Annotated in this window: 16 protein-coding genes; 9 read left to right on the forward strand and 7 right to left on the reverse strand. The window is 76.1% G+C overall.

Going from position 1 to position 17038, the window contains the following annotated elements; genetic code table 11:
* Positions 1 to 12 precede the first annotated feature (12 nt).
* Positions 13 to 726, forward strand: a complete 714-nt coding sequence (locus SM577_RS14135; RefSeq protein WP_474587052.1) for a helix-turn-helix domain-containing protein — start codon at positions 13 to 15, stop codon at positions 724 to 726.
* 54 nt (positions 727 to 780) lie between these two features.
* On the opposite strand, the gene ung is transcribed toward SM577_RS14135, so the two are convergent.
* The 6 genes from ung to SM577_RS14165 all read right to left on the reverse strand — a co-directional run bounded on the left by ung (position 781) and on the right by SM577_RS14165 (position 6301).
* Positions 781 to 1482, reverse strand: a complete 702-nt coding sequence (gene ung, locus SM577_RS14140; RefSeq protein WP_474579482.1) for a uracil-DNA glycosylase — start codon at positions 1480 to 1482, stop codon at positions 781 to 783.
* Positions 1483 to 1542: 60 nt separating this feature from the next.
* Complete coding sequence (gene tsaE, locus SM577_RS14145) at positions 1543 to 2025, reverse strand: tRNA (adenosine(37)-N6)-threonylcarbamoyltransferase complex ATPase subunit type 1 TsaE (protein ID WP_302919470.1); 483 nt, start codon at positions 2023 to 2025, stop codon at positions 1543 to 1545.
* Between the two features lie 13 nt (positions 2026 to 2038).
* Entirely contained in the window at positions 2039 to 3112 is a 1074-nt protein-coding gene (locus tag SM577_RS14150) for an alpha/beta fold hydrolase (RefSeq protein ID WP_302919691.1), read from the reverse strand.
* Between the two features lie 135 nt (positions 3113 to 3247).
* The gene (gene alr, locus SM577_RS14155; protein ID WP_302919471.1) at positions 3248 to 4366 is read right to left on the reverse strand and encodes an alanine racemase; all 1119 of its coding nucleotides are present in this window, start codon (positions 4364 to 4366) and stop codon (positions 3248 to 3250) included.
* Between the two features lie 9 nt (positions 4367 to 4375).
* Complete coding sequence (locus tag SM577_RS14160) at positions 4376 to 5893, reverse strand: NAD(P)H-hydrate dehydratase (RefSeq protein WP_474587053.1); 1518 nt, start codon at positions 5891 to 5893, stop codon at positions 4376 to 4378.
* Positions 5894 to 5932: 39 nt separating this feature from the next.
* Positions 5933 to 6301: a holo-ACP synthase gene (locus SM577_RS14165; RefSeq protein ID WP_302919473.1), complete on the reverse strand. Its 369-nt coding sequence runs from the start codon at positions 6299 to 6301 to the stop codon at positions 5933 to 5935.
* A gap of 176 nt (positions 6302 to 6477) precedes the next feature.
* Here SM577_RS14165 and SM577_RS14170 point away from each other — a divergent pair, with 176 nt between their 5' ends.
* The 3 genes from SM577_RS14170 to SM577_RS14180 are packed head-to-tail and all read left to right on the forward strand — an operon-like array spanning position 6478 to position 8458.
* Positions 6478 to 6774: a hypothetical protein gene (locus tag SM577_RS14170; protein ID WP_474579481.1), complete on the forward strand. Its 297-nt coding sequence runs from the start codon at positions 6478 to 6480 to the stop codon at positions 6772 to 6774.
* Positions 6771 to 7799 (forward strand): hypothetical protein, encoded by a 1029-nt coding sequence (locus tag SM577_RS14175; protein ID WP_474587054.1) that lies wholly within the window; start codon positions 6771 to 6773, stop codon positions 7797 to 7799. The genes SM577_RS14170 and SM577_RS14175 overlap by 4 nt, the downstream gene beginning before the upstream one ends.
* A complete protein-coding gene (locus tag SM577_RS14180) occupies positions 7793 to 8458 on the forward strand; it encodes an alpha/beta hydrolase (protein ID WP_474587055.1) in 666 nt (221 codons plus the stop codon). Before SM577_RS14175 ends, SM577_RS14180 begins: the two co-directional genes overlap by 7 nt.
* 257 nt (positions 8459 to 8715) lie before the next feature.
* On the opposite strand, the gene glmS is transcribed toward SM577_RS14180, so the two are convergent.
* Positions 8716 to 10629, reverse strand: coding sequence for a glutamine--fructose-6-phosphate transaminase (isomerizing) (gene glmS, locus SM577_RS14185; RefSeq protein WP_302919476.1), 1914 nt, complete (start codon positions 10627 to 10629; stop codon positions 8716 to 8718).
* A 234-nt stretch (positions 10630 to 10863) separates the two neighbouring features.
* Between glmS and SM577_RS14190 the strand changes: the two genes are divergently transcribed.
* The 5 genes from SM577_RS14190 to SM577_RS14210 all read left to right on the forward strand — a co-directional run.
* Positions 10864 to 11571 (forward strand): MmpS family transport accessory protein, encoded by a 708-nt coding sequence (locus SM577_RS14190; protein ID WP_474587056.1) that lies wholly within the window; start codon positions 10864 to 10866, stop codon positions 11569 to 11571.
* Between the two features lie 202 nt (positions 11572 to 11773).
* Complete coding sequence (locus tag SM577_RS14195; protein ID WP_302919478.1) at positions 11774 to 12616, forward strand: MmpS family transport accessory protein; 843 nt, start codon at positions 11774 to 11776, stop codon at positions 12614 to 12616.
* A 44-nt stretch (positions 12617 to 12660) separates the two neighbouring features.
* On the forward strand, positions 12661 to 13860 hold the full coding sequence (locus SM577_RS14200; protein WP_474587057.1) for a pyridoxal phosphate-dependent aminotransferase: 1200 nt from the start codon (positions 12661 to 12663) through the stop codon (positions 13858 to 13860).
* Positions 13857 to 14966 carry a threonine aldolase family protein gene (locus SM577_RS14205; RefSeq protein WP_474587058.1) on the forward strand — a complete coding sequence of 370 codons (1110 nt, stop codon included), beginning with the start codon at positions 13857 to 13859 and terminating at the stop codon, positions 14964 to 14966. Before SM577_RS14200 ends, SM577_RS14205 begins: the two co-directional genes overlap by 4 nt.
* An 81-nt stretch (positions 14967 to 15047) precedes the next feature.
* On the forward strand, positions 15048 to 17038 hold a 1991-nt coding region (locus tag SM577_RS14210; RefSeq protein WP_474587059.1), incomplete at its 3' end, for an ABC transporter permease.

The raw sequence follows: 17038 nt of genomic DNA on the forward strand, positions 1-17038 counted from the left end.
CACCCTGCCGGGATGTCATCCCGTCTCGTCACCCTCCTCGGCACCACCGTCCGGCGACAGCGCGAGTTGCGTGAACTCAGCCAGCGTGAGCTGGCCGAGCTGGTTGGAGTGAGTCAAGCGGCGGTCGCACGCATCGAGCGCGGCGACCGCTCGCCCAGCGTGCCGCTGCTGGAGCGGCTGCTCGCGGCCATGGACCTGCAGTTGGCGGTCGCGGTGGAGCCGCTCGACGCGCAGCTCGACGCCCGGATGGCCGAGCTGGCCGCCCGGCCGCTGGCCGAGCGGGTCGACGCCCTGGGACTCGACCGGCTCCTGGACCGCCTCGGCGACCTGCCGCACGTGCTCACGGGTGGCACCGCCGCGCTGCTGCAGGGAGCGCCGGTGCCGGTCGACGCCGTGGAGATCGCGGTCCGCTGGCGCGACTCGGCCCGGTTCGCCGCCTGGCTGCGGGCCGCCTACGGGCAGCGGTGGCACGACCGGTGGGGCGAGTTCGGCGGAGTGCCGGTCGAGCCCGAGGAACCGGGCGCCCACCGGTGGCTGACCCGGTACGGGGAGCTGCGGGCCGTGATGTGCGACGAGCTGCCCGAGACCGTCGAGGTGCGGCACGGCGACCGCGGCTACCGGGTGGTGCCGCTGGTCGCCCTGGAGCTGACCGACCCGGCCGCCGCCGGGCTGCTGCGCCGTTACCGCCACCGCGCACGAACCGCCACGAGCGGCCAGGCCCCCTGACGGGCCGGCGATCCGGACCCGCACCGGCGGGCCCAGCCCATCAGCCGTCAGCCGTCAGCCGGCCGAGCGTTCCCAGTCGATCGTGGGCAGGCCGGCGTCGGCCAGCGCCTTGTTGGCCGCGCTGAACGGGCGGCTGCCGAGGAAGCCGCGGGGGTTCATCGGGCTGGGGTGGCCGGCCTCCAGCACGACGTGCCGGGGGTTGGTGACCAGGGCGGCCTTCTTGCGGGCGTAGCCGCCCCAGAGCAGGAAGACCACCCGGGTGTCCAGCGCGTCCAGGGCCCGGATGGTGGCGTCGGTGAACTCCTCCCAACCGGCGTTCGCGTGCGACCCCGGCGTGCCCTGCCGCACGGTCAGCACCGAGTTGAGCAGCAGCACGCCCTGCGCGGCCCAGCCGTCGAGGTTGCCGCTGCGCGGCTTGGGCACGCCGAGGTCCTCCCCCAGCTCCTTGAAGACGTTGCGCAGCGACGGCGGCACCGTCACCCCCTCGCGGACGCTGAAGCTCAGCCCGTGCGCCTGCCCGGCCCGGTGGTACGGGTCCTGCCCGAGGATCAGCACCCGGCAGCCGCCGGGCGGGCAGAGCCGGTAGGCGGAGAAGAGGTCCTCGACCGGCGGGAAGACCGTCGCGGTCGCGTACTCGCGGGCGACGAAATCGGCCAGCGCGGCGGTGCGGGCCGGGTCGAGGTGGGGGGTGAGCACGGCCCGCCAGTCCGCCGGCAGCAGCGCCAGCAGGTCGAGGGTGGGGGCGTCGTCGGGCATCGGCAACCTTTCGCCGGTCGGTTCGGTCGGCCGAACTCTAGGCAGCGGGTACGACAGCGCTCAGCCCAGGCCGGCCAGGCGCTGCGCCCAGTCGCCACCGACCGGCTCCAGCTCCACCACCCGGGTGTCGTCGTCCCGCCGGTCGATGCGCACCCGCAGGTGGGCGTCGACCAGCTGCTCGACCATCCCCTCGCCCCACTCGACCACGGTCACCGACTCCTCCACCGAGGCGTCCAGGTCGAGGTCGTCGATCTCGGCCCGCGGGTCGGCCGCGTCCCCCAGCCGGTACGCGTCGGCGTGCACCAGCGCCACCCGGCCGCCCCGCGCCCGGTCGGGCTGGTGCACCCGGGCGATCACGAAGGTCGGCGAGGTGATGTCGCCGCGCACCCGCAGCCCGGCGCCGATGCCCTGGGTCAGCGCGGTCTTGCCGGCGCCCAGCGGGCCGGTGAGCAGCAACAGGTCGCCGGCGCGCAGCACGCCGGCCAGCCGGCGGCCGAACTCCTGGGTGTCGGCGGCCGTGGGCAGCTTCACCACGTGGGTCACAGTTCCTCCATGCTCACAACGATTCGAGGAAGCGCGCCAGCGCGGCGTTGACCTCGTCGGCGTGCTCCAGCATCACCACGTGCCCACTGTCGTTGATCTTGACGAACTCGGCGTGCGGCAGGCGCCGCACGATCTCCTCCGAGTGGGTCACCGGGGTGATCATGTCCTTGTCGCCGACCACCACCAGCACCGGCGTGTCGGCCAGCGCGGCCAGCGCCGGGAACCGCGAGTGGGTGGCCAGCGTGCGCAGGTAGCGGGTCACCGTGTCCGCCGAGGTGCGCGAGTTCATCGTCTCCACGTACGAGACCAGGGCCGGACTCGGGTTCCGGGCGCCGAAGCCGTACCGGCGGGTGAGCAGCCAGGCGACGTTGGTGGTGGACTTGCGGGCCCGGTCGATCACGGTGCCGCCGTAACGGGTGACGTTGCCGACCATGTAGAGCACCGGGGCGCCCACCCGGCCGAGCAGCGCCGGCGCGACCAGCTTCGTCTCGGCGAGCAGGCCGCCCGAGGTGGCCATCAGCACCGTGCCCACCACCCGGTCGCCGAACATCTCCGGGAACAGTTCGGCGAAGGCCATGATGGTCATCCCGCCCATCGAGTGGCCGACCAGCACCAGCGGCCCCTCCGGGGCGGTCCGGTCGATCACCGCGCGCAGCGTGCGGCCGAGCGCGGTGAGGTCGTACTCGCCGGTCTCCAGCCGGCCCGACCGGCCGTGGCCGGGCTGGTCGTACGCGACGATCCGGTGCTCGCCCCGCTCGGCGAGCATCTTGCGCTGGAAGTGGAACGTGCCCATGTCCAGGCAGAAGCCGTGCACCAGCACCACCGTCGGGTTGCCGGCCACCGGCCGGGTCGGCTCCACCACCTCGACGTGGATGTCGGTGCCGTCCGGCATCTCCAGCCGGAACGACTCGTCGTACCGCTGGTCGCCGAAGACCTCGTGGGCGTACCGGTCGGTGGGGTCGGCCTTGAGCCGGCGGACCAGCGCGCGCTCGGTGGCGACGCCGGCGGCGAGCCCGGCGGCCGCCACCCCGACCGCGGCCCCGACCAGCCCGGCGACCTTGCCGGTTGCGGTACGCGGACGCGGGATGCGGTGTTTCTGACCGCTCACGCCGCCACCCTGGTTCGCGACCGCGGGGCTCGCAAACCCGGCTCACTCCTCGCGCTCACGGCGCCACCCTGGTTCGCGACTGCGGGGCTCGCAAACCCGGCTCACTCCTCGCGCTCACGGACGCTCGCCGTCGTAGACCCGGGGCACCCGGCTGCCACCGAACCGGGTGACGATCTCGTAGTTGATGGTGCCGACCGCCTCGGCCCAGTCGTCGGCGGTGGGCTCGCCGTCGGCGCCGCTGCCGAAGAGCGTGACCACGTCGCCGGCGGCCACCGGGTCGTCGCCGCAGTCGAGCACGAACTGGTCCATGCAGACCCGGCCGGAGATGGTCCGCCGCCGCCCGCCGAGCTGCACCGGGCCGCTGTTGGAGGCGTGCCGGGGCACCCCGTCGGCGTAGCCGAGCGGCACCACGGCCAGGTTCGCGTCCCGCTCGGTGGTGTAGGTGTGGCCGTACGATACGCCGGAGCCGGCGGCCACCCGCTTGGTGAGCATCACCCGGGCCCGGGCGGTCATCGCCGGGCGCAGCCCGTAGGTCTCGCCGGCCACCGGGGAGAGGCCGTAGACGGCGATCCCGGGCCGGACCAGGTCGAAATGCGTGTCCGGCCGGGTCAGGGTGGCCGCCGAGTTGGCCAGGTGCCGGTAGCGGGGCCGCAGCCCGGCCCGCTCGACCATGGCCAGCCCCTCGTGGAAGACGGCGAGCTGCCGGTCGGTGGTCGGGTGCCCGGGCATGTCGGCGTAGACGAAGTGGCTCCACACCCCGACCACCTCGACCACGCCGTCCGCCTGGGCCTTGGCCGCGGCGTCGAGCAGCGCCGGCCAATCGGCGACGGTCGCGCCGCCCCGGGAGAGCCCGGTGTCGATCTTGAGGTGCAGCCGGGCCGGACGGCCGGCCCGCCGGCTCGCCTCGATCATCTCGTCGAGCTGGGACAGGCTCGCCACGCCCAGGTCGACCCCGGCGGCGACCCCCTCGTGCAGCGGCAGCCCCGGGGCGAGCAACCAGGCCAGCACCGGGACGGTGATGCCGGCCGCCCGCAGGCCCAGCGCCTCGTCCAGGGTGCAGACACCGAGCCAGTCCGCGCCCCCGTCCAGCGCCGCCCGTGCGGCCGGGACCATGCCGTGGCCGTACCCGTCGGCCTTGACCACCGCCATCAACTCGGCACCGGTGCCGGACCGGAGCCGGCTCACGTTCTCGCGGATCGCGTCAAGGTCGACGCGTACCTCGGCCTGCCACATGGGCCCAGCCTACTTTCCGGGTCGATCCCGGCGGCCGGGGCCGGCCGAGCCCACCGCCGCGCCGAGCCGGGCCAGCACCGGGCGCAGCGCGTCCGCCACGTCGGGCGCGGTCACCGGGCCGCCCCGGGCCGCCTCCCGACCGGCCAGCCCGTGCAGGTACGCGGCCATCGCGGCCGCCCGGTCCGCCGGCACCCCGGCCGCGAGCAGCGAGCCGAGCAGCCCGGCCAGCACGTCCCCGGTGCCCCCGGTGGCCAGCGCCGGGGTGCCGGTCGGGTTCACGTACGCCCGCCCGTCGGGCGTGCCGATCACCGTGCGGTCCCCCTTGAGCAGCACCACCGCGTTCATCCAGGCGGCCAGCCGCAGGGTGGCGGCGACCCGGTCGGTGCCCGGGCTCTCCCCGCAGAGCCGGGTGAACTCGCGGTCGTGCGGGGTGACCACGATCGGGGCGTCCCGCTTGCGCAACCGGTCGGCGAGCGAGCCGTCGACCAGCAGGGTGAGCGCGTCCGCGTCGAGCACCACCGGCACCGGGGCGGCCAGCACGGCCCGCAGTTCGGCCGCCGCCTCCTCGCCGGTGCCCAGCCCCGAGCCGCAGACCCAGGCCTGCACCCGGCCCGCGTCGGCGACCCGGCCGGTGGCGATCACCGACGGGTGCTGGTGCAGCACCTCGGCCCGGGCGCCACCGGCGTAGCGGACCATCCCGGTCGGGCCGGCCAGCGCGCCGCCCACCGAGAGCACCGCGGCGCCCGGGTAGGTCGCCGAGCCGGTGGCCACCCCGACCACCCCCCGGCTGTACTTCTCCGACGCCGCGCCCAGCCGGGGCCACCAGTCGACCAGGTCCGACCACTCGGTGACCCGCAGCGCCGGGGTGCCCCGCAGCCACGGCGCCAGCCCGATGTCGACCAGCTCGACCTGGCCGGCGAGCGGGGCGGCCGGGCCGACCACCAGTGCCGGCTTCAGCGCGCCGAAGGTCACCGTGACGTCGGCGCGGACCGCGTTGGGCCGGCCGGAGGCGGCCAGCGGGACGTGACCGGTGTCCACCGCCACCCCGCTCGGCACGTCCACCGCGACCACGCTGGCCCGGTCGCCGTCCCGCCCGCAGTGCCGCACCAGGCTGGCCGCCAACTGGTCGGCCGTCTCCCGGAGCCCGCCGCTGGCGCCGATCCCGACGATCCCGTCCAGCACCAGGTCGACCACGGCGGGCGGCCGGTCCACCAGCCGGCCACCGGCGGCGCGGAACGCGGCCAGCCCGCCGGCGTGCGCCCGACCCGGGCTCAGCAGCAGCGCGGACACCGCGGCACCCCGCCCGGCCAGCCGCGCGCCCGCGTAGAGGGTGTCGCCGCCGTTGTCGCCGGAGCCGACCAGCAGCAGTACCCGGGCTCCGTAGACCCCGCCCCGATCGGCGAGCAGCAACGCGCAGCGGCGGGCCAGCCCGGCGGCGGCGCGCTGCATCAGCGTCCCGGGCGGCAGGGTGGCCATCAGTCCCGCCTCCGCCGCCCGTACGTCCGCGACCCGCCACACCGGTCTCATGCCACTCCGTTCCGGCGTGCCGGCGCGGCACGCCCCCGATCACCGTTCCGCGACCACCATGGCCGAGGCGATCCCGCCGTCGTGGGACAGCGAGAGGTGCCAGCGGCTGACCCCGCGCTCGGTGGCCGCCGCGGCGACCGTGCCGGAGACGGTCAGCCAGGGACGACCGTCCGGATCCGGCACGATCTCGCAGTCGTGCCAGCTCAGCCCGGCCGGCGCGCCGAGCGCCTTGGCCACCGCCTCCTTCGCGGCGAACCGGGCGGCCAGCGACTCGGGCGAGCGCGGATTGCCGGAGCGGGTGAACCGCTCGGCCTCGGTGAAGAGCCGGTCGGCCAGCAGCGGCGTACGCGCGATGGCCCGGGCGAACCGGTCGACCAGCACGACGTCGATGCCGACAGCCACGATCACGAGCTCACCCTACCGGCGTGGCGGGCGGCAGATTAGCCACCGGCGCGGTCCGCGGCAATGCCTGTGGACAGCCGCAGCCGGCGGCCGGGGCCGGTTGTCCACAGGGCCCCCGGCGCGGTGCCGCCGCCACCTAGCGTCGGGTCCGTCGATGTTTCCAGCGCGAGGCGGGGGGCCGGATGAGCGACGAGGCGATCAGCGTCCGACCGGAGGTGTTGCGGCGGGCCGCGGGCCGGCTCGCCGACGAGGGCTACCGGCTGGCGCACGGGCTGGCCGGGGTGCCCGGTCTGGTGGTGCCGGCGCCGGGCTGGTCGGCCGGTGCCGCGCTGGCCGGGCTGGAGTCGGCGGTGCACGGCTGGTGCGGCCGGCTCGGCGCGCGGGTGGCGGCGACCGGCGACGCGGTCTCGGCGGCGGACGAGGCGTACCAGGCGGCGGACGACCGGGCCGCCGCCCGGCTGGCCGCCCTGCCCCGATGACCCGGCCGAGGCCGGCTCGTCCGGCGGGCCCCACCAGGCCCGCCGGGCGACCGCTGCGGGCCGGCGGGACGGGGCCGGCGGGGCGACCGGCGACGGCCGTCGGCGGCGTCGGCTACGCCCAGTTGTGGGCGGCCGATCCGGATGCCTGGCGGGCCGCCGGCACCGCCTGGGCGGGGCTCACCCGGCTGGCCGAGCGGCGGTCCGCCGCGCTGGCCGGTGCCGCCACCGCGCTCCGGGGCGGTTGGTCGGGCGGGGCCGCCGGGGCGGCCGACGCCCGGCTGGCCGGGCTGCGGGCCGAGCTGACCACGCTGCGGCCCGCCCTGATCGAGGCCGACCAGGTGCTCGCCGAGTTCGCCGCCCGGCTGGCCACGGCCAAAGGGCGGCTGGCCGCGGCCGTGGCGCTGGCCGACGGCTCGGGGGTGCTGGTCGACCGGCACGGCCGGGTCCGCGCCGATCCGGCCCGACCACCGACCGAGCGGGCCGGGCCGGCGGCCGCCCGGGTGGGGGCGGGCATCCGCGACGCACTCGACCTGGCGAGGGCGGCCGACCGCGAGGCCACGGCGCGGCTGGACGGGTTGTCCGCCGCGGCGGGCACCGGCTGGGCGGACGCCCCGCCCCCTGGTCGGCCCGCGCCGGGCGGCGACCCGGCGCTGGTCCACGCCTGGTGGGCGGGGCTCACCCCGGCGCAGCGGCGCTGGCTGGTGGCGCACGAGCCGGGGTTGGTCGGCCGCCTCGACGGGGTGCCGGTCGCGGCCCGCGACCAGGCCAACCGGCTGCTGCTCGGGGCCCGGCGCGACGAACTGGTCGCCGAGCGGTCGCGGCTGCTCGGCCGGGTGCCGCGCGGGCCGGTCGAGGTGGCCGGGCTGCTCCGGGTCGGGGCGGCACTGTCCGGGCTGGACGCGCTCGACGCCCGGCTGGCGGCGTCCGGGGCGCCCCGGGCGTACCTGCTGGGGCTGGAGCCGGGGGGGGCGAGGGCCGGGCGGTGGTCGCGCTGGGCAATCCCGACCGGTCGAGCGGCGTGCTGACGTACGTGCCGGGGATGACCGCCGGCCTCGACGACGCCCCGGGTGAGCTGGGCCGGGCCGGCCGGGTGCTGGCCCGCTGCGCCGCCCTCGACCCGGGCGCGGAGACCGCGGCGGTGCTGTGGCTCGACTACGACGCCCCCGACTTCCTGCACGAGGCGGTCTGGCCGGGGCAGGCCCGGGACGCCGGGCCGGCGCTGCACCGGTTCCAGGAGGGGCTGCGGGCCACCCACGAGGGGCCACCGGCCCGGCAGACCGTGCTGGGGCACAGCTACGGCTCGCTGGTGGTGGGCAACGCCGCCCGCGAACACGGGCTGGCGGCCGACGCGCTGGTCTTCGTCGGCTCGCCCGGGGTCGGCGTCGCGCACGCCGCCGAGCTGGGCCTGCCGGCCGGCCAGGTCTGGGCGAGCACCGCGGCCGACGACGTCATCCGGCTGGCCAGCCCGCCGGACGAGCTGGCCCGGCGCGCGGTCCTCGGCGCGTCACCGCTGGGCCTGACCGCGGGGGTGGCCGGCGGCCACGAGCTGTGGTTCGGGCGCGACCCCACCGACCCGGGCTTCGGCGCGCGGACGTTCCCGAGCGGCCGGCACGGCCACACCGGCTACTGGGAGGCCGACAACCCCGCGCTGGACGGCATGGCCCGGATCGTGCTGGGCCGGTGAAGCCCGCCGACCGCCGCCAGCACAGCCGACCGCCCGGGCGGCGAGGGCACGGGTGGGCACCCGGACACGTCGACGGCTTGGGGCCGACCAGCCCGGCACGAACGGCCTCTCGCCGACCAGCCCGGCACCGACCGGCCTCTCGCCGACCAGCCCGGCGCCGACCAGCCCGGCACCGACCGGCCCGGGACCGACCCGCGTACGGGTCGGCCCCGGTCGCCGCCGACGCGACGGACCGGGGCCGGGTATGCCGCTGGCTGCTACTCGACGGTGACGGACTTCGCCAGGTTGCGCGGCTGGTCCACGTCGTGACCCCGGGCGGCGGCGATCTCGGCCGCCAGCACCTGCAACGGCACGGTGGTGAGCAGCGGCGCGAGCAGCGTCGGCGTACGCGGCACGTAGATCAGGTGGTCGGCGTAGCGGACCACCGCCTCGTCGCCCTCCTCGGCGATCACGATGGTGCGGGCGCCCCGCGCCCGGACCTCCTGGATGTTGGAGACGACCTTGTCGTGCAGGATGCCCCGGCCGGCCGGCGACGGCACCACGCAGACCACCGGGGTGCCCTTGTCGATCAGCGCGATCGGGCCGTGCTTCAGCTCGCCCGCCGCGAAGCCCTCCGCGTGCATGTACGCCAGCTCCTTGAGCTTGAGCGCGCCCTCCAGCGCCACCGGGTAGCCGACGTGCCGGCCGATGAAGAGCACGGTCGGCTCGCTCTTCAGCTCGCGGGCCAGTTCGCGCACCGGCTCGATCCGGTCCAGCAGCTCGCGCAGCTTGCCCGGCACCTCCTGGAGCTGGGCGACCACGGCGGCCACCTCGTCGGCGTACTTGATCCCGCGGACCTGGGCCAGGTGCAGGCCGATCAGGTAGCAGGCGACGAGCTGGGTGAGGAACGCCTTGGTGGAGGCGACGGCGATCTCCGGCCCGCCGTGGGTGTAGAGGACCGCGTCGGACTCGCGCGGGATGGTGGAGCCGTTGGTGTTGCAGATGGCCAGCACCCGGGCCTTCTGCTCCTTGGCGTGGCGCAGCGCCATCAGGGTGTCCATGGTCTCGCCGGACTGCGAGATCACCACGATCAGCGTGGACCGGTCGAGGACCGGGTCGCGGTAGCGGAACTCGCTGGCCAGCTCCACCTCGCAGGGGATCCGGGTCCAGTGCTCGATGGCGTACTTGGCGACCAGGCCGGAGTGGTAGGCGGTGCCGCAGGCGACGATGAAGATCTTGTCGACGTCGCGCAGGTCCTGGTCGCTGAGGCGGACCTCGTCGAGCGCGATCTCGCCGGTCTCGGTGAGCCGGCCGAGCAGCGTGTCGGCGATGGCCTGCGGCTGCTCCTCGATCTCCTTGAGCATGAACCAGTCGTAGCCACCCTTCTCGGCGGCCGAGGAGTCCCAGTCGATGTGGAAGTCCTTGCCGGCGGCGGGCTGACCGGCGAAGTCGGTGATCTCGATGGTGTCGCCGGTGATCAGGACGATCTGGTCCTGGCCCAGCTCGACCGCGTCCCGGGTGTGCTCGATGAACGCGGCGACGTCGCTGGCCAGGTAGTTCTCGCCGGCGCCGCGGCCGACCACCAGCGGCGAGTTGCGCCGGGCGCCGACCACCGCGCCGGGCACCCCGGCGTCGACGGCGAGCAGGGTGAACGCCCCCTCCAGCCGCTGGCAGACCACCCGCATGCCGGCGGCGAGCAGCTGCGGCCCGTCCGGGTGGCCGGCGGCGCGCAGGTCGGCCAGGGCGGCGGAGAGCAGGTGCGCGGCGCACTCGGTGTCGGTGTCGCTGGCGAACTGGACGCCGTCGGCCTCCAGCTCGGCGCGGAGCTTCGCGAAGTTCTCGATGATGCCGTTGTGGATGACCGCGACCCGGCCGTCGGGGGCCAGGTGGGGGTGGGCGTTGCGGTCGGTGGGGCCGCCGTGGGTGGCCCAACGGGTGTGGCCGATGCCGGTGGTGCCGTCGCCGATGCCGATCGGGCTGGCCGCGCAGGACGTCGGGTCGTCGGCGGCCCGCTCGGAGAGGACCTTCTCCAGATTGGCCAGCTTGCCGGCCTTCTTCTCGGTCAGCAGCTCGCCGTCGCAGACGACGGCCACCCCGGCCGAGTCGTAACCGCGGTACTCCAGCCGCCGCAGTCCGTCCAGCACGATGCCCAGCGCCGGGCGCGAGCCGGCGTACCCCACGATTCCACACATGGGTGGCAGCCTAACCCAGTATCGCTCACCAGGTGTGCTCGAAAGCCGGGTAAACGATCACTGAACTTGAGCAATCAGGTCGAAATACGGGATCAATCGGGCGAATATCCCGACCCATCCGGGCCGGCGCCGGGGACCGGGTTGCGTACCCCGGTGGCGGTACGACAGGCTCGCCGGGCCGGCGTCGTCCCTGGGCCCGCCGGCCGCGCACCTGACCCGGCACCTGGAGCGACCGTGTCCGAGACGACCCCGCCCACCGATCCGCCGAGCCCGCGCCCGGCGGCCGACCCGCACCCCTGGGCGCCGCTCGACCCGCGGCCCGATCCGGGGTACCCGGCACAGCCCGACCCCTGGATCCCCGCCACCCCGCTGTACGCCACCCCGCCGACGCCGCACGCCGCTCCCGCCGAGCCGGCTCACACCGGCGGTGCCGTGCGCCGCCGACGGCCCGGCCTGGTGGCCGCCGTGCTCGCCGGGGCGCTCGTCCTCGCCGCCGGCCTCGGCTTCGGCGGCTACCAGCTGCTCCGCCCCGACGACCGGCCACGGGCCGCGCCGACGATCGACGACCTGGGCGCCGAGGTCGACGGCGCGGAGGGCCCGGACGCCTCGCCGGCACCGGGGGAGAGCCCCTCGGCCAGCCCGGCGGCCACCCCGTCGCAGGGACCGGGCCGGATCCGGGTGGTCTACGAGGTGACCGGGCGCGGCGCGGCGGACATCCTCTACCACGACGCCAACGGCGCGCCGATCTGGCTGGACGAGGTGCGGCTGCCGTGGCGCACCAGCGTGCGTACCGACCGGCTCGACCTGGTGATGGTGCAGGCCAGCAAGCCCGACGACGCGATGTGGGCGGTCTCCTGCTCGGTCAGCGTGGACGGCAGCGCGGCGACGACCGAGACGGCCGGCCGCGGCGCGTGGCGGGCCAGCTGCTTCGGCGCCGCGTAGGGACCCGCCGGCCGGCCGCAGATCGGCGGCGGTTCCGGGCGCGGAAGCCGCGGGCCAGTGCGGCGGCGCTGTTCGCCGGGTTTCGGGCGTCGCGGTGCTGCCCACGGCGGCGGCCGTCCGCGTACATTGAGCCGCCGGCCCGGAGCGCCGGCACGCCGCCACCCCCGTCGCGGACGCCCACCCGCCCCACCGGAGCAGACCGATGTCCGAGGCCCCGCCACCCCCCGACCCCACCCCGTCGACCGGACCGGCCGCGCCCGACCCGGGGCCGTCGACCGGACCGGCCGCACCCGACGCCGCCGCCTCGGGAACGCCGACGGCACCGGAGCCGGCCGCGCCGCCGTCGTGGACCCCGCCGGACCCGACCCCGCCGCCGCAGCCCTGGGTGGCGCCCGACCCGTGGACGCCGCCCGGCACGCCGGGCCTCCCGCCGCCGGCCGGTGCTCCCGGCCCGGCCTGGTACCCGCCGGGCCACCTGCCGCCCGGCTACCTTCCCCCGGGCCACCTGCCGCCCGGCTATCCACCGCCGTACGCGCCGGCGGCCCCGGCCCGCTCGGGCAACCGGTCGACCGTGGTGGGCGTCGTCGTCGCCGTGGCCACCGTCCTCGCGTTCGGGCTCTGCGCCTGCCTCGGCATCGCCGGCCTGGTCTACAGCGCCGACACCCCCTACCCCGACGACCCGTACGCGCAGGAGACCTACGACCCGTACTACGACTACGAGGAGCCGCAGGTCTGGCCGACCCAGGCGCGCCCGACGGTGCGGCCGGCGCTGACCCCGTCCGACGGGCCGGGCAGGGTCACCGTGGTCTACGAGGTGACCGGCCGCGGCCCGGCGGACCTGGAGTACTACGACGCCAACGGCGACTTCATCCAGGTCGAGCAGGTCACGCTGCCGTGGCGGCGGAGCCTGCGGATGCCGAGCGCCGAGCGGGTGATGGTCCTGGCGGACCACGGTCAGCCCGATCGGATCAGCTGCCGGATCACCGTGGACGGGCGCACCGTCGCGACGGACGAGGGCGCGTACGGGGTGAACTGCACCGGCTGAGGCGAGGGGTTGAAGCCGCGCCGGCGGTCCGTAGGCTGGCGGGCGTGACGACCACCCCCGCCCGGGTCGACCCGCTGGTGGCGCGGATGCGCCCGTTCGGCACGACCATCTTCGCCGAGATGTCCGCCCTGGCCGTGCGCACCGGTGCGGTCAACCTCGGCCAGGGCTTCCCGGACACCGACGGCCCGCCGGAGATGCTCGCCGCCGCGGCCGAGGCGCTGCGCGCCGGGCAGAACCAGTACCCGCCCGGTCCGGGCGTCCCGGCCCTGCGTGCCGCGGTGGCCGCGCACCAGCGCCGGTTCTGGGGGCTGGAGTACGACCCGGACGGCGAGATCGTGGCGACCGCCGGCGCCACCGAGGCCGTCGCGGCGAGCATCCTGGCGCTCTGCGAGCCCGGCGACGAGGTGGTCTGCTTCGAGCCGTACTACGACTCGTACGCCGCCTCGATCGCGCTGGCCGGCGCGGTCCGGCGCCCGGTCACGCTGCGCCCCGGCCCCGACGGGCGGTACGCGTTCGACCCGGCCGCGCTGCGCGCCGCCTTCGGCCCGCGTACCCGGCTGGTGCTGCTGAACTCGCCGCACAACCCGACCGGCAAGGTGTTCACCCCCGCCGAGCTGGCCCTGGTCGCGCAGCTGTGCCAGGAACACGGCGCGTACGCGGTGACCGACGAGGTCTACGAGCACCTGGTCTTCACCGACGCGGCCGCCCCGCACGTGCCGCTGGCCACCCTGCCCGGGATGCGCGAGCGGACGCTGCGCATCTCCTCGGCCGGCAAGACGTTCTCCTGCACCGGCTGGAAGGTGGGCTGGGTCAGCGGCCCGGCCGCGCTGGTCTCCGCGGTGCTGCGGGTGAAACAGTTCCTCACCTTCGTCAACGCGGCACCGCTGCAACCGGCGGTCGCGGTGGCGCTGGCCCTGCCGGACGACTACTTCGCCGGCTTCCGGGCCGGCCTGCAGGCCCGCCGGGACCAACTGGTCGGCGGGCTGACCGACGCCGGGTTCGAGGTGCTTCCGCCGGAGGGGACGTACTTCGTCACCGCCGACGTCACCCCCCTCGGCGGGCGGGACGGGGTGGAGTTCTGCCGGTTGCTGCCCGAGCGGTGCGGCGTGGTGGGCGTACCGACCCAGGTCTTCTACGACGACCCCGAGGCGGGCCGGCGGCTGGTCCGGTTCGCCTTCTGCAAGCGGCCCGAGGTGCTCACCGAGGCGGTCACCCGGCTGCGCCGCCTGGCGGGTACGCGATGAGCGACGGGTACGCCGAGCGGGTCCGCCGGCTGACCGCGCTGCGCGGCTGCGACACGGTGCTCTCCGGCGTACGCCCGGACTCGGTCGCCGAGCAGCTCGCCGCGTTGCGCGCGGTGGCCGCGGACGACGCGCTGCCGGACTACTACGGCGAGGGCGGCGCCGTGGCGGAGCTGGAGCGCCGGGTCGCCGAGCTGCTCGGCACGGAGGCCGCCGCCTTCTTCCCGACCGGCACCATGGCCCAGCAGGTCGCGATGCGCTACGGCGCGGAGCTGACCGGCCGGACAGCTGTCGGGCTGCACCCGCTGAGCCACCCGGTACGGCACGAGCGGGACGCCTACGCGGTGCTCGGCGGCCTGCGCGCGGTGTCCACCACCGACGCCCCGCGCAACCCCACCGCCGAGGAGGTGGCGGCGCTGGACGAGCCGATCGGCACGCTGCTGCTGGAGCTGCCACTGCGCGACGCCGGGTTCGTGCTGCCGAGCTGGGCGGAGCTGGTCGCGGTGGTCGACGCCGCCCGGGCCCGGGGCGCCCGGGTACACCTGGACGGCGCCCGGCTCTGGGAGTCCACCACCCACCTCGGGCACCCGCTGGCCGAGGTGGCCGGCCTCGCCGACAGCACCTACGTCTCGTTCTACAAGTCGCTCGGTGGGCACTCCGGCGCCGCCCTGGCCGGCTCCGCCGAGCTGGTCGCGTACGCCCGGGCCTGGCGGCACCGGCACGGCGGCACGCTGTTCCAGCAGTGGCCGGCCGCCCTGGCCGCGCTCGCCGGCCTCACCCACGAGCTGCCCCGGCTCGCCGGTTACGTGGCACACGCCCGCACCGTGGCCACCGCGCTGGCCGGCCTGCCCGGCGCGCGGGTGTTCCCGGCGCCGCCGCACACCCACCAGTTCCGGCTCTGGCTGCCGCATCCGGCGGACGCCCTGAACGACGCCAACCTCGCCCTCGCCGAGGAGGAGAAGGTCTGGTTCGTGGGCGGCTGGCGGAACACCGAGGTGCCCGGCGTGGCGACGGCCGAGGTGACCGTCGCCAGCCCGGCCACGGAGCTGGACGCCGGCCAGGTGACCGCGCTGGGCGAGCGCTTCCTGCGCCGGCTGCCGGTGGACTGACCGCCGCGGGCCGCCGCGCGTTCCCTTGCATTGCCGCAATGTATCGCGCAGAGTGTGGTGCAGCACACGGGGAGGCGCGACATGTTCCGAATGGTGTGGGGACAGCTTCGTGGCCGTGCTGGCCGGTCGGTGGCGCTGCTGGTCGGTGTGCTGGTGGCGACCACCGGGTTCGTCGTCCTCACCGGGACCACCACCACCTCCCGGCTGGCGGTGACCGGCGCCGTCGAGCGCGAGACCCGGTCCGCGTACGACATCCTCGTCCGCCCGACAGGGGCGCGTACCGCGCTGGAGGCCGAGCACCGGCTGGTCCGCCCGAACTACCTCTCCGGCATCTACGGCGGCATCACCCTGGAGCAGTACGAGCGGGTGCGGGCGGTCGCCGGGGTGGAGGTGGCCGCCCCGATCGCGATGCTCGGTCACTCGACGTCGCGCGTGCCGATGTCGGTCGACCTCACCGACGCCGTCGACCGCACCCTGGACCGCCAGGTGATCCGGATCGACCGGACGTACGTCGCCGAGCGCGGCCTCTCCACCGCCCCGGGCCGTCCCGAGTACGTGTACGTCACCCGGTACCCGCTGATCTATCCGGTCATCGAGCCGGACACGATGGACTCGGCCCGGTACACCGACGGTCGCGTCTACTCCTGGTCCGACGAGTGCGGGGCGGTCCCCCGCGAGGTCCAGCCGGACGGGACCAGCCGGCCGATCTGCGACCCGCGGAGCGCCGTCGTCGTCGGCAACCCCGGCTGGTCGGAGCGCGAGATCTGGCGGGTGCTCGCCGCTCGCCTGCTGCCCGACGGCCGCTTCGAGGTAACCCACCGCGCGCTCGGCGCGCCCGTCGGCGCCGTGGATACCGGCCCCACCACCGCCGAGCGGCTGGCGCTGGAGGAAACGCTGACCGTGCCGTTCCTGATCGCCGCCGTGGACCCGGACGCCGAGCAGCGCCTGGTCGGCCTGGCCGACGCGGTGGTCGACGGCCGCCCGCTGAACGCGGCGGACACCCTCGCCGACACGTCGGTTCCGGGCTTCGTGCCCGACCGGAGCGTCCCGGCGTTGGTCCCGAGCCGGCCCTTCCTGGACGGCGCGGTGCGCACCCGCCTCACCCGGCTGCCGACGGCCCGCCCGGCGGGGCTGGCGCCGGACGTGTTGGACGGGGCGTTGGGGCGGGCCGAGGGGACCCCGGCCGGCAGTGCCGAGATCGACCTCGCCGAGAGCTACCGGGGCATGCTCGCCGCCGGCCTCGGTGACGACGCCTTCGACAGCTGCTGCCGGGGCCAACTCCAGGTGCTCGCCCAGCCGGCCCCGGTGGACTACGAGCGCGCGGCGGACGGCACCCTGCGCATCGCCCGGGTGTCACCGCCCGATCCGGCCATCTTCGGCGACCGGACGGAGATCAGCCTGCTGCCCCGGCCCTGGCTCAGCGACGACACCGGCGCCCGCCGGGTGGGTCGGCTGGTCATCCCCAGCGACGAAGCCCTGCACGACTGGCGGGCGGTGGGCGTGTTCGATCCGGAGCGGCTGACCGGCTTCGGCGAGCTCAGCAAGGTGCCGCTGGAGACGTACGAGCCGCCGACGGCCGAGGGAGCGGACGACCGCAGCCGCGCCGCGCTCGGTGGCGAACCGCTGCTGCCCAGTGGCAACCCGGCGGGCTACCTGTCGGCCCCGCCGCTGGTCCTGACCACCCTGAACAGCGTCCCGAAACTGCTGGAACGGGCGGGCCCGCAGCGTGCTGCCCCGATCAGCGCGATCCGGGTCCGGGTCGCCGGGGTGGACGGCTACAGCGAGCGGTCCGCCGAGCGGGTCCGGCTGATCGCCGAGCAGATCAACCGGGCGACCGGTCTGGACGTCGACATCACCCTGGGTTCCTCCCCGGCCCCGCAGACCGTCACGCTGCCCGCGGGCGAGTTCGGGCGGCCCGAGCTGCGGCTGACCGAGAACTGGTCGGCGCTCGGGGTGGCTTCCACCATCACCGAGGCGGTGGACCGCAAGAGCGCGGCGCTGTTCGCCCTGGTGCTGGTGGTCTGCGTGCTCTTCCTCGGCAACGCCGTCTCCGCCGCCGTCCGGGACCGCCG

The sequence above is a fragment of the Micromonospora desertarenae genome (assembly GCF_056150265.1).

Bases quoted from the DNA above. Each gene is read 5' to 3' on its own strand.
- SM577_RS14135 (WP_474587052.1), top strand. From the start codon at position 13: ATGTCATCCCGTCTCGTCACCCTCCTCGGCACCACCGTCCGGCGACAG.
- SM577_RS14175 (WP_474587054.1), top strand. From the start codon at position 6,771: ATGACCCGGCCGAGGCCGGCTCGTCCGGCGGGCCCCACCAGGCCCGCC.
- SM577_RS14195 (WP_302919478.1), top strand. From the start codon at position 11,774: ATGTCCGAGGCCCCGCCACCCCCCGACCCCACCCCGTCGACCGGACCG.
- SM577_RS14160 (WP_474587053.1), bottom strand. From the start codon at position 5,893: ATGAGACCGGTGTGGCGGGTCGCGGACGTACGGGCGGCGGAGGCGGGA.
- SM577_RS14170 (WP_474579481.1), top strand. From the start codon at position 6,478: ATGAGCGACGAGGCGATCAGCGTCCGACCGGAGGTGTTGCGGCGGGCC.
- glmS (WP_302919476.1), bottom strand. From the start codon at position 10,629: ATGTGTGGAATCGTGGGGTACGCCGGCTCGCGCCCGGCGCTGGGCATC.
- alr (WP_302919471.1), bottom strand. From the start codon at position 4,366: ATGTGGCAGGCCGAGGTACGCGTCGACCTTGACGCGATCCGCGAGAAC.
- ung (WP_474579482.1), bottom strand. From the start codon at position 1,482: ATGCCCGACGACGCCCCCACCCTCGACCTGCTGGCGCTGCTGCCGGCG.
- SM577_RS14205 (WP_474587058.1), top strand. From the start codon at position 13,857: ATGAGCGACGGGTACGCCGAGCGGGTCCGCCGGCTGACCGCGCTGCGC.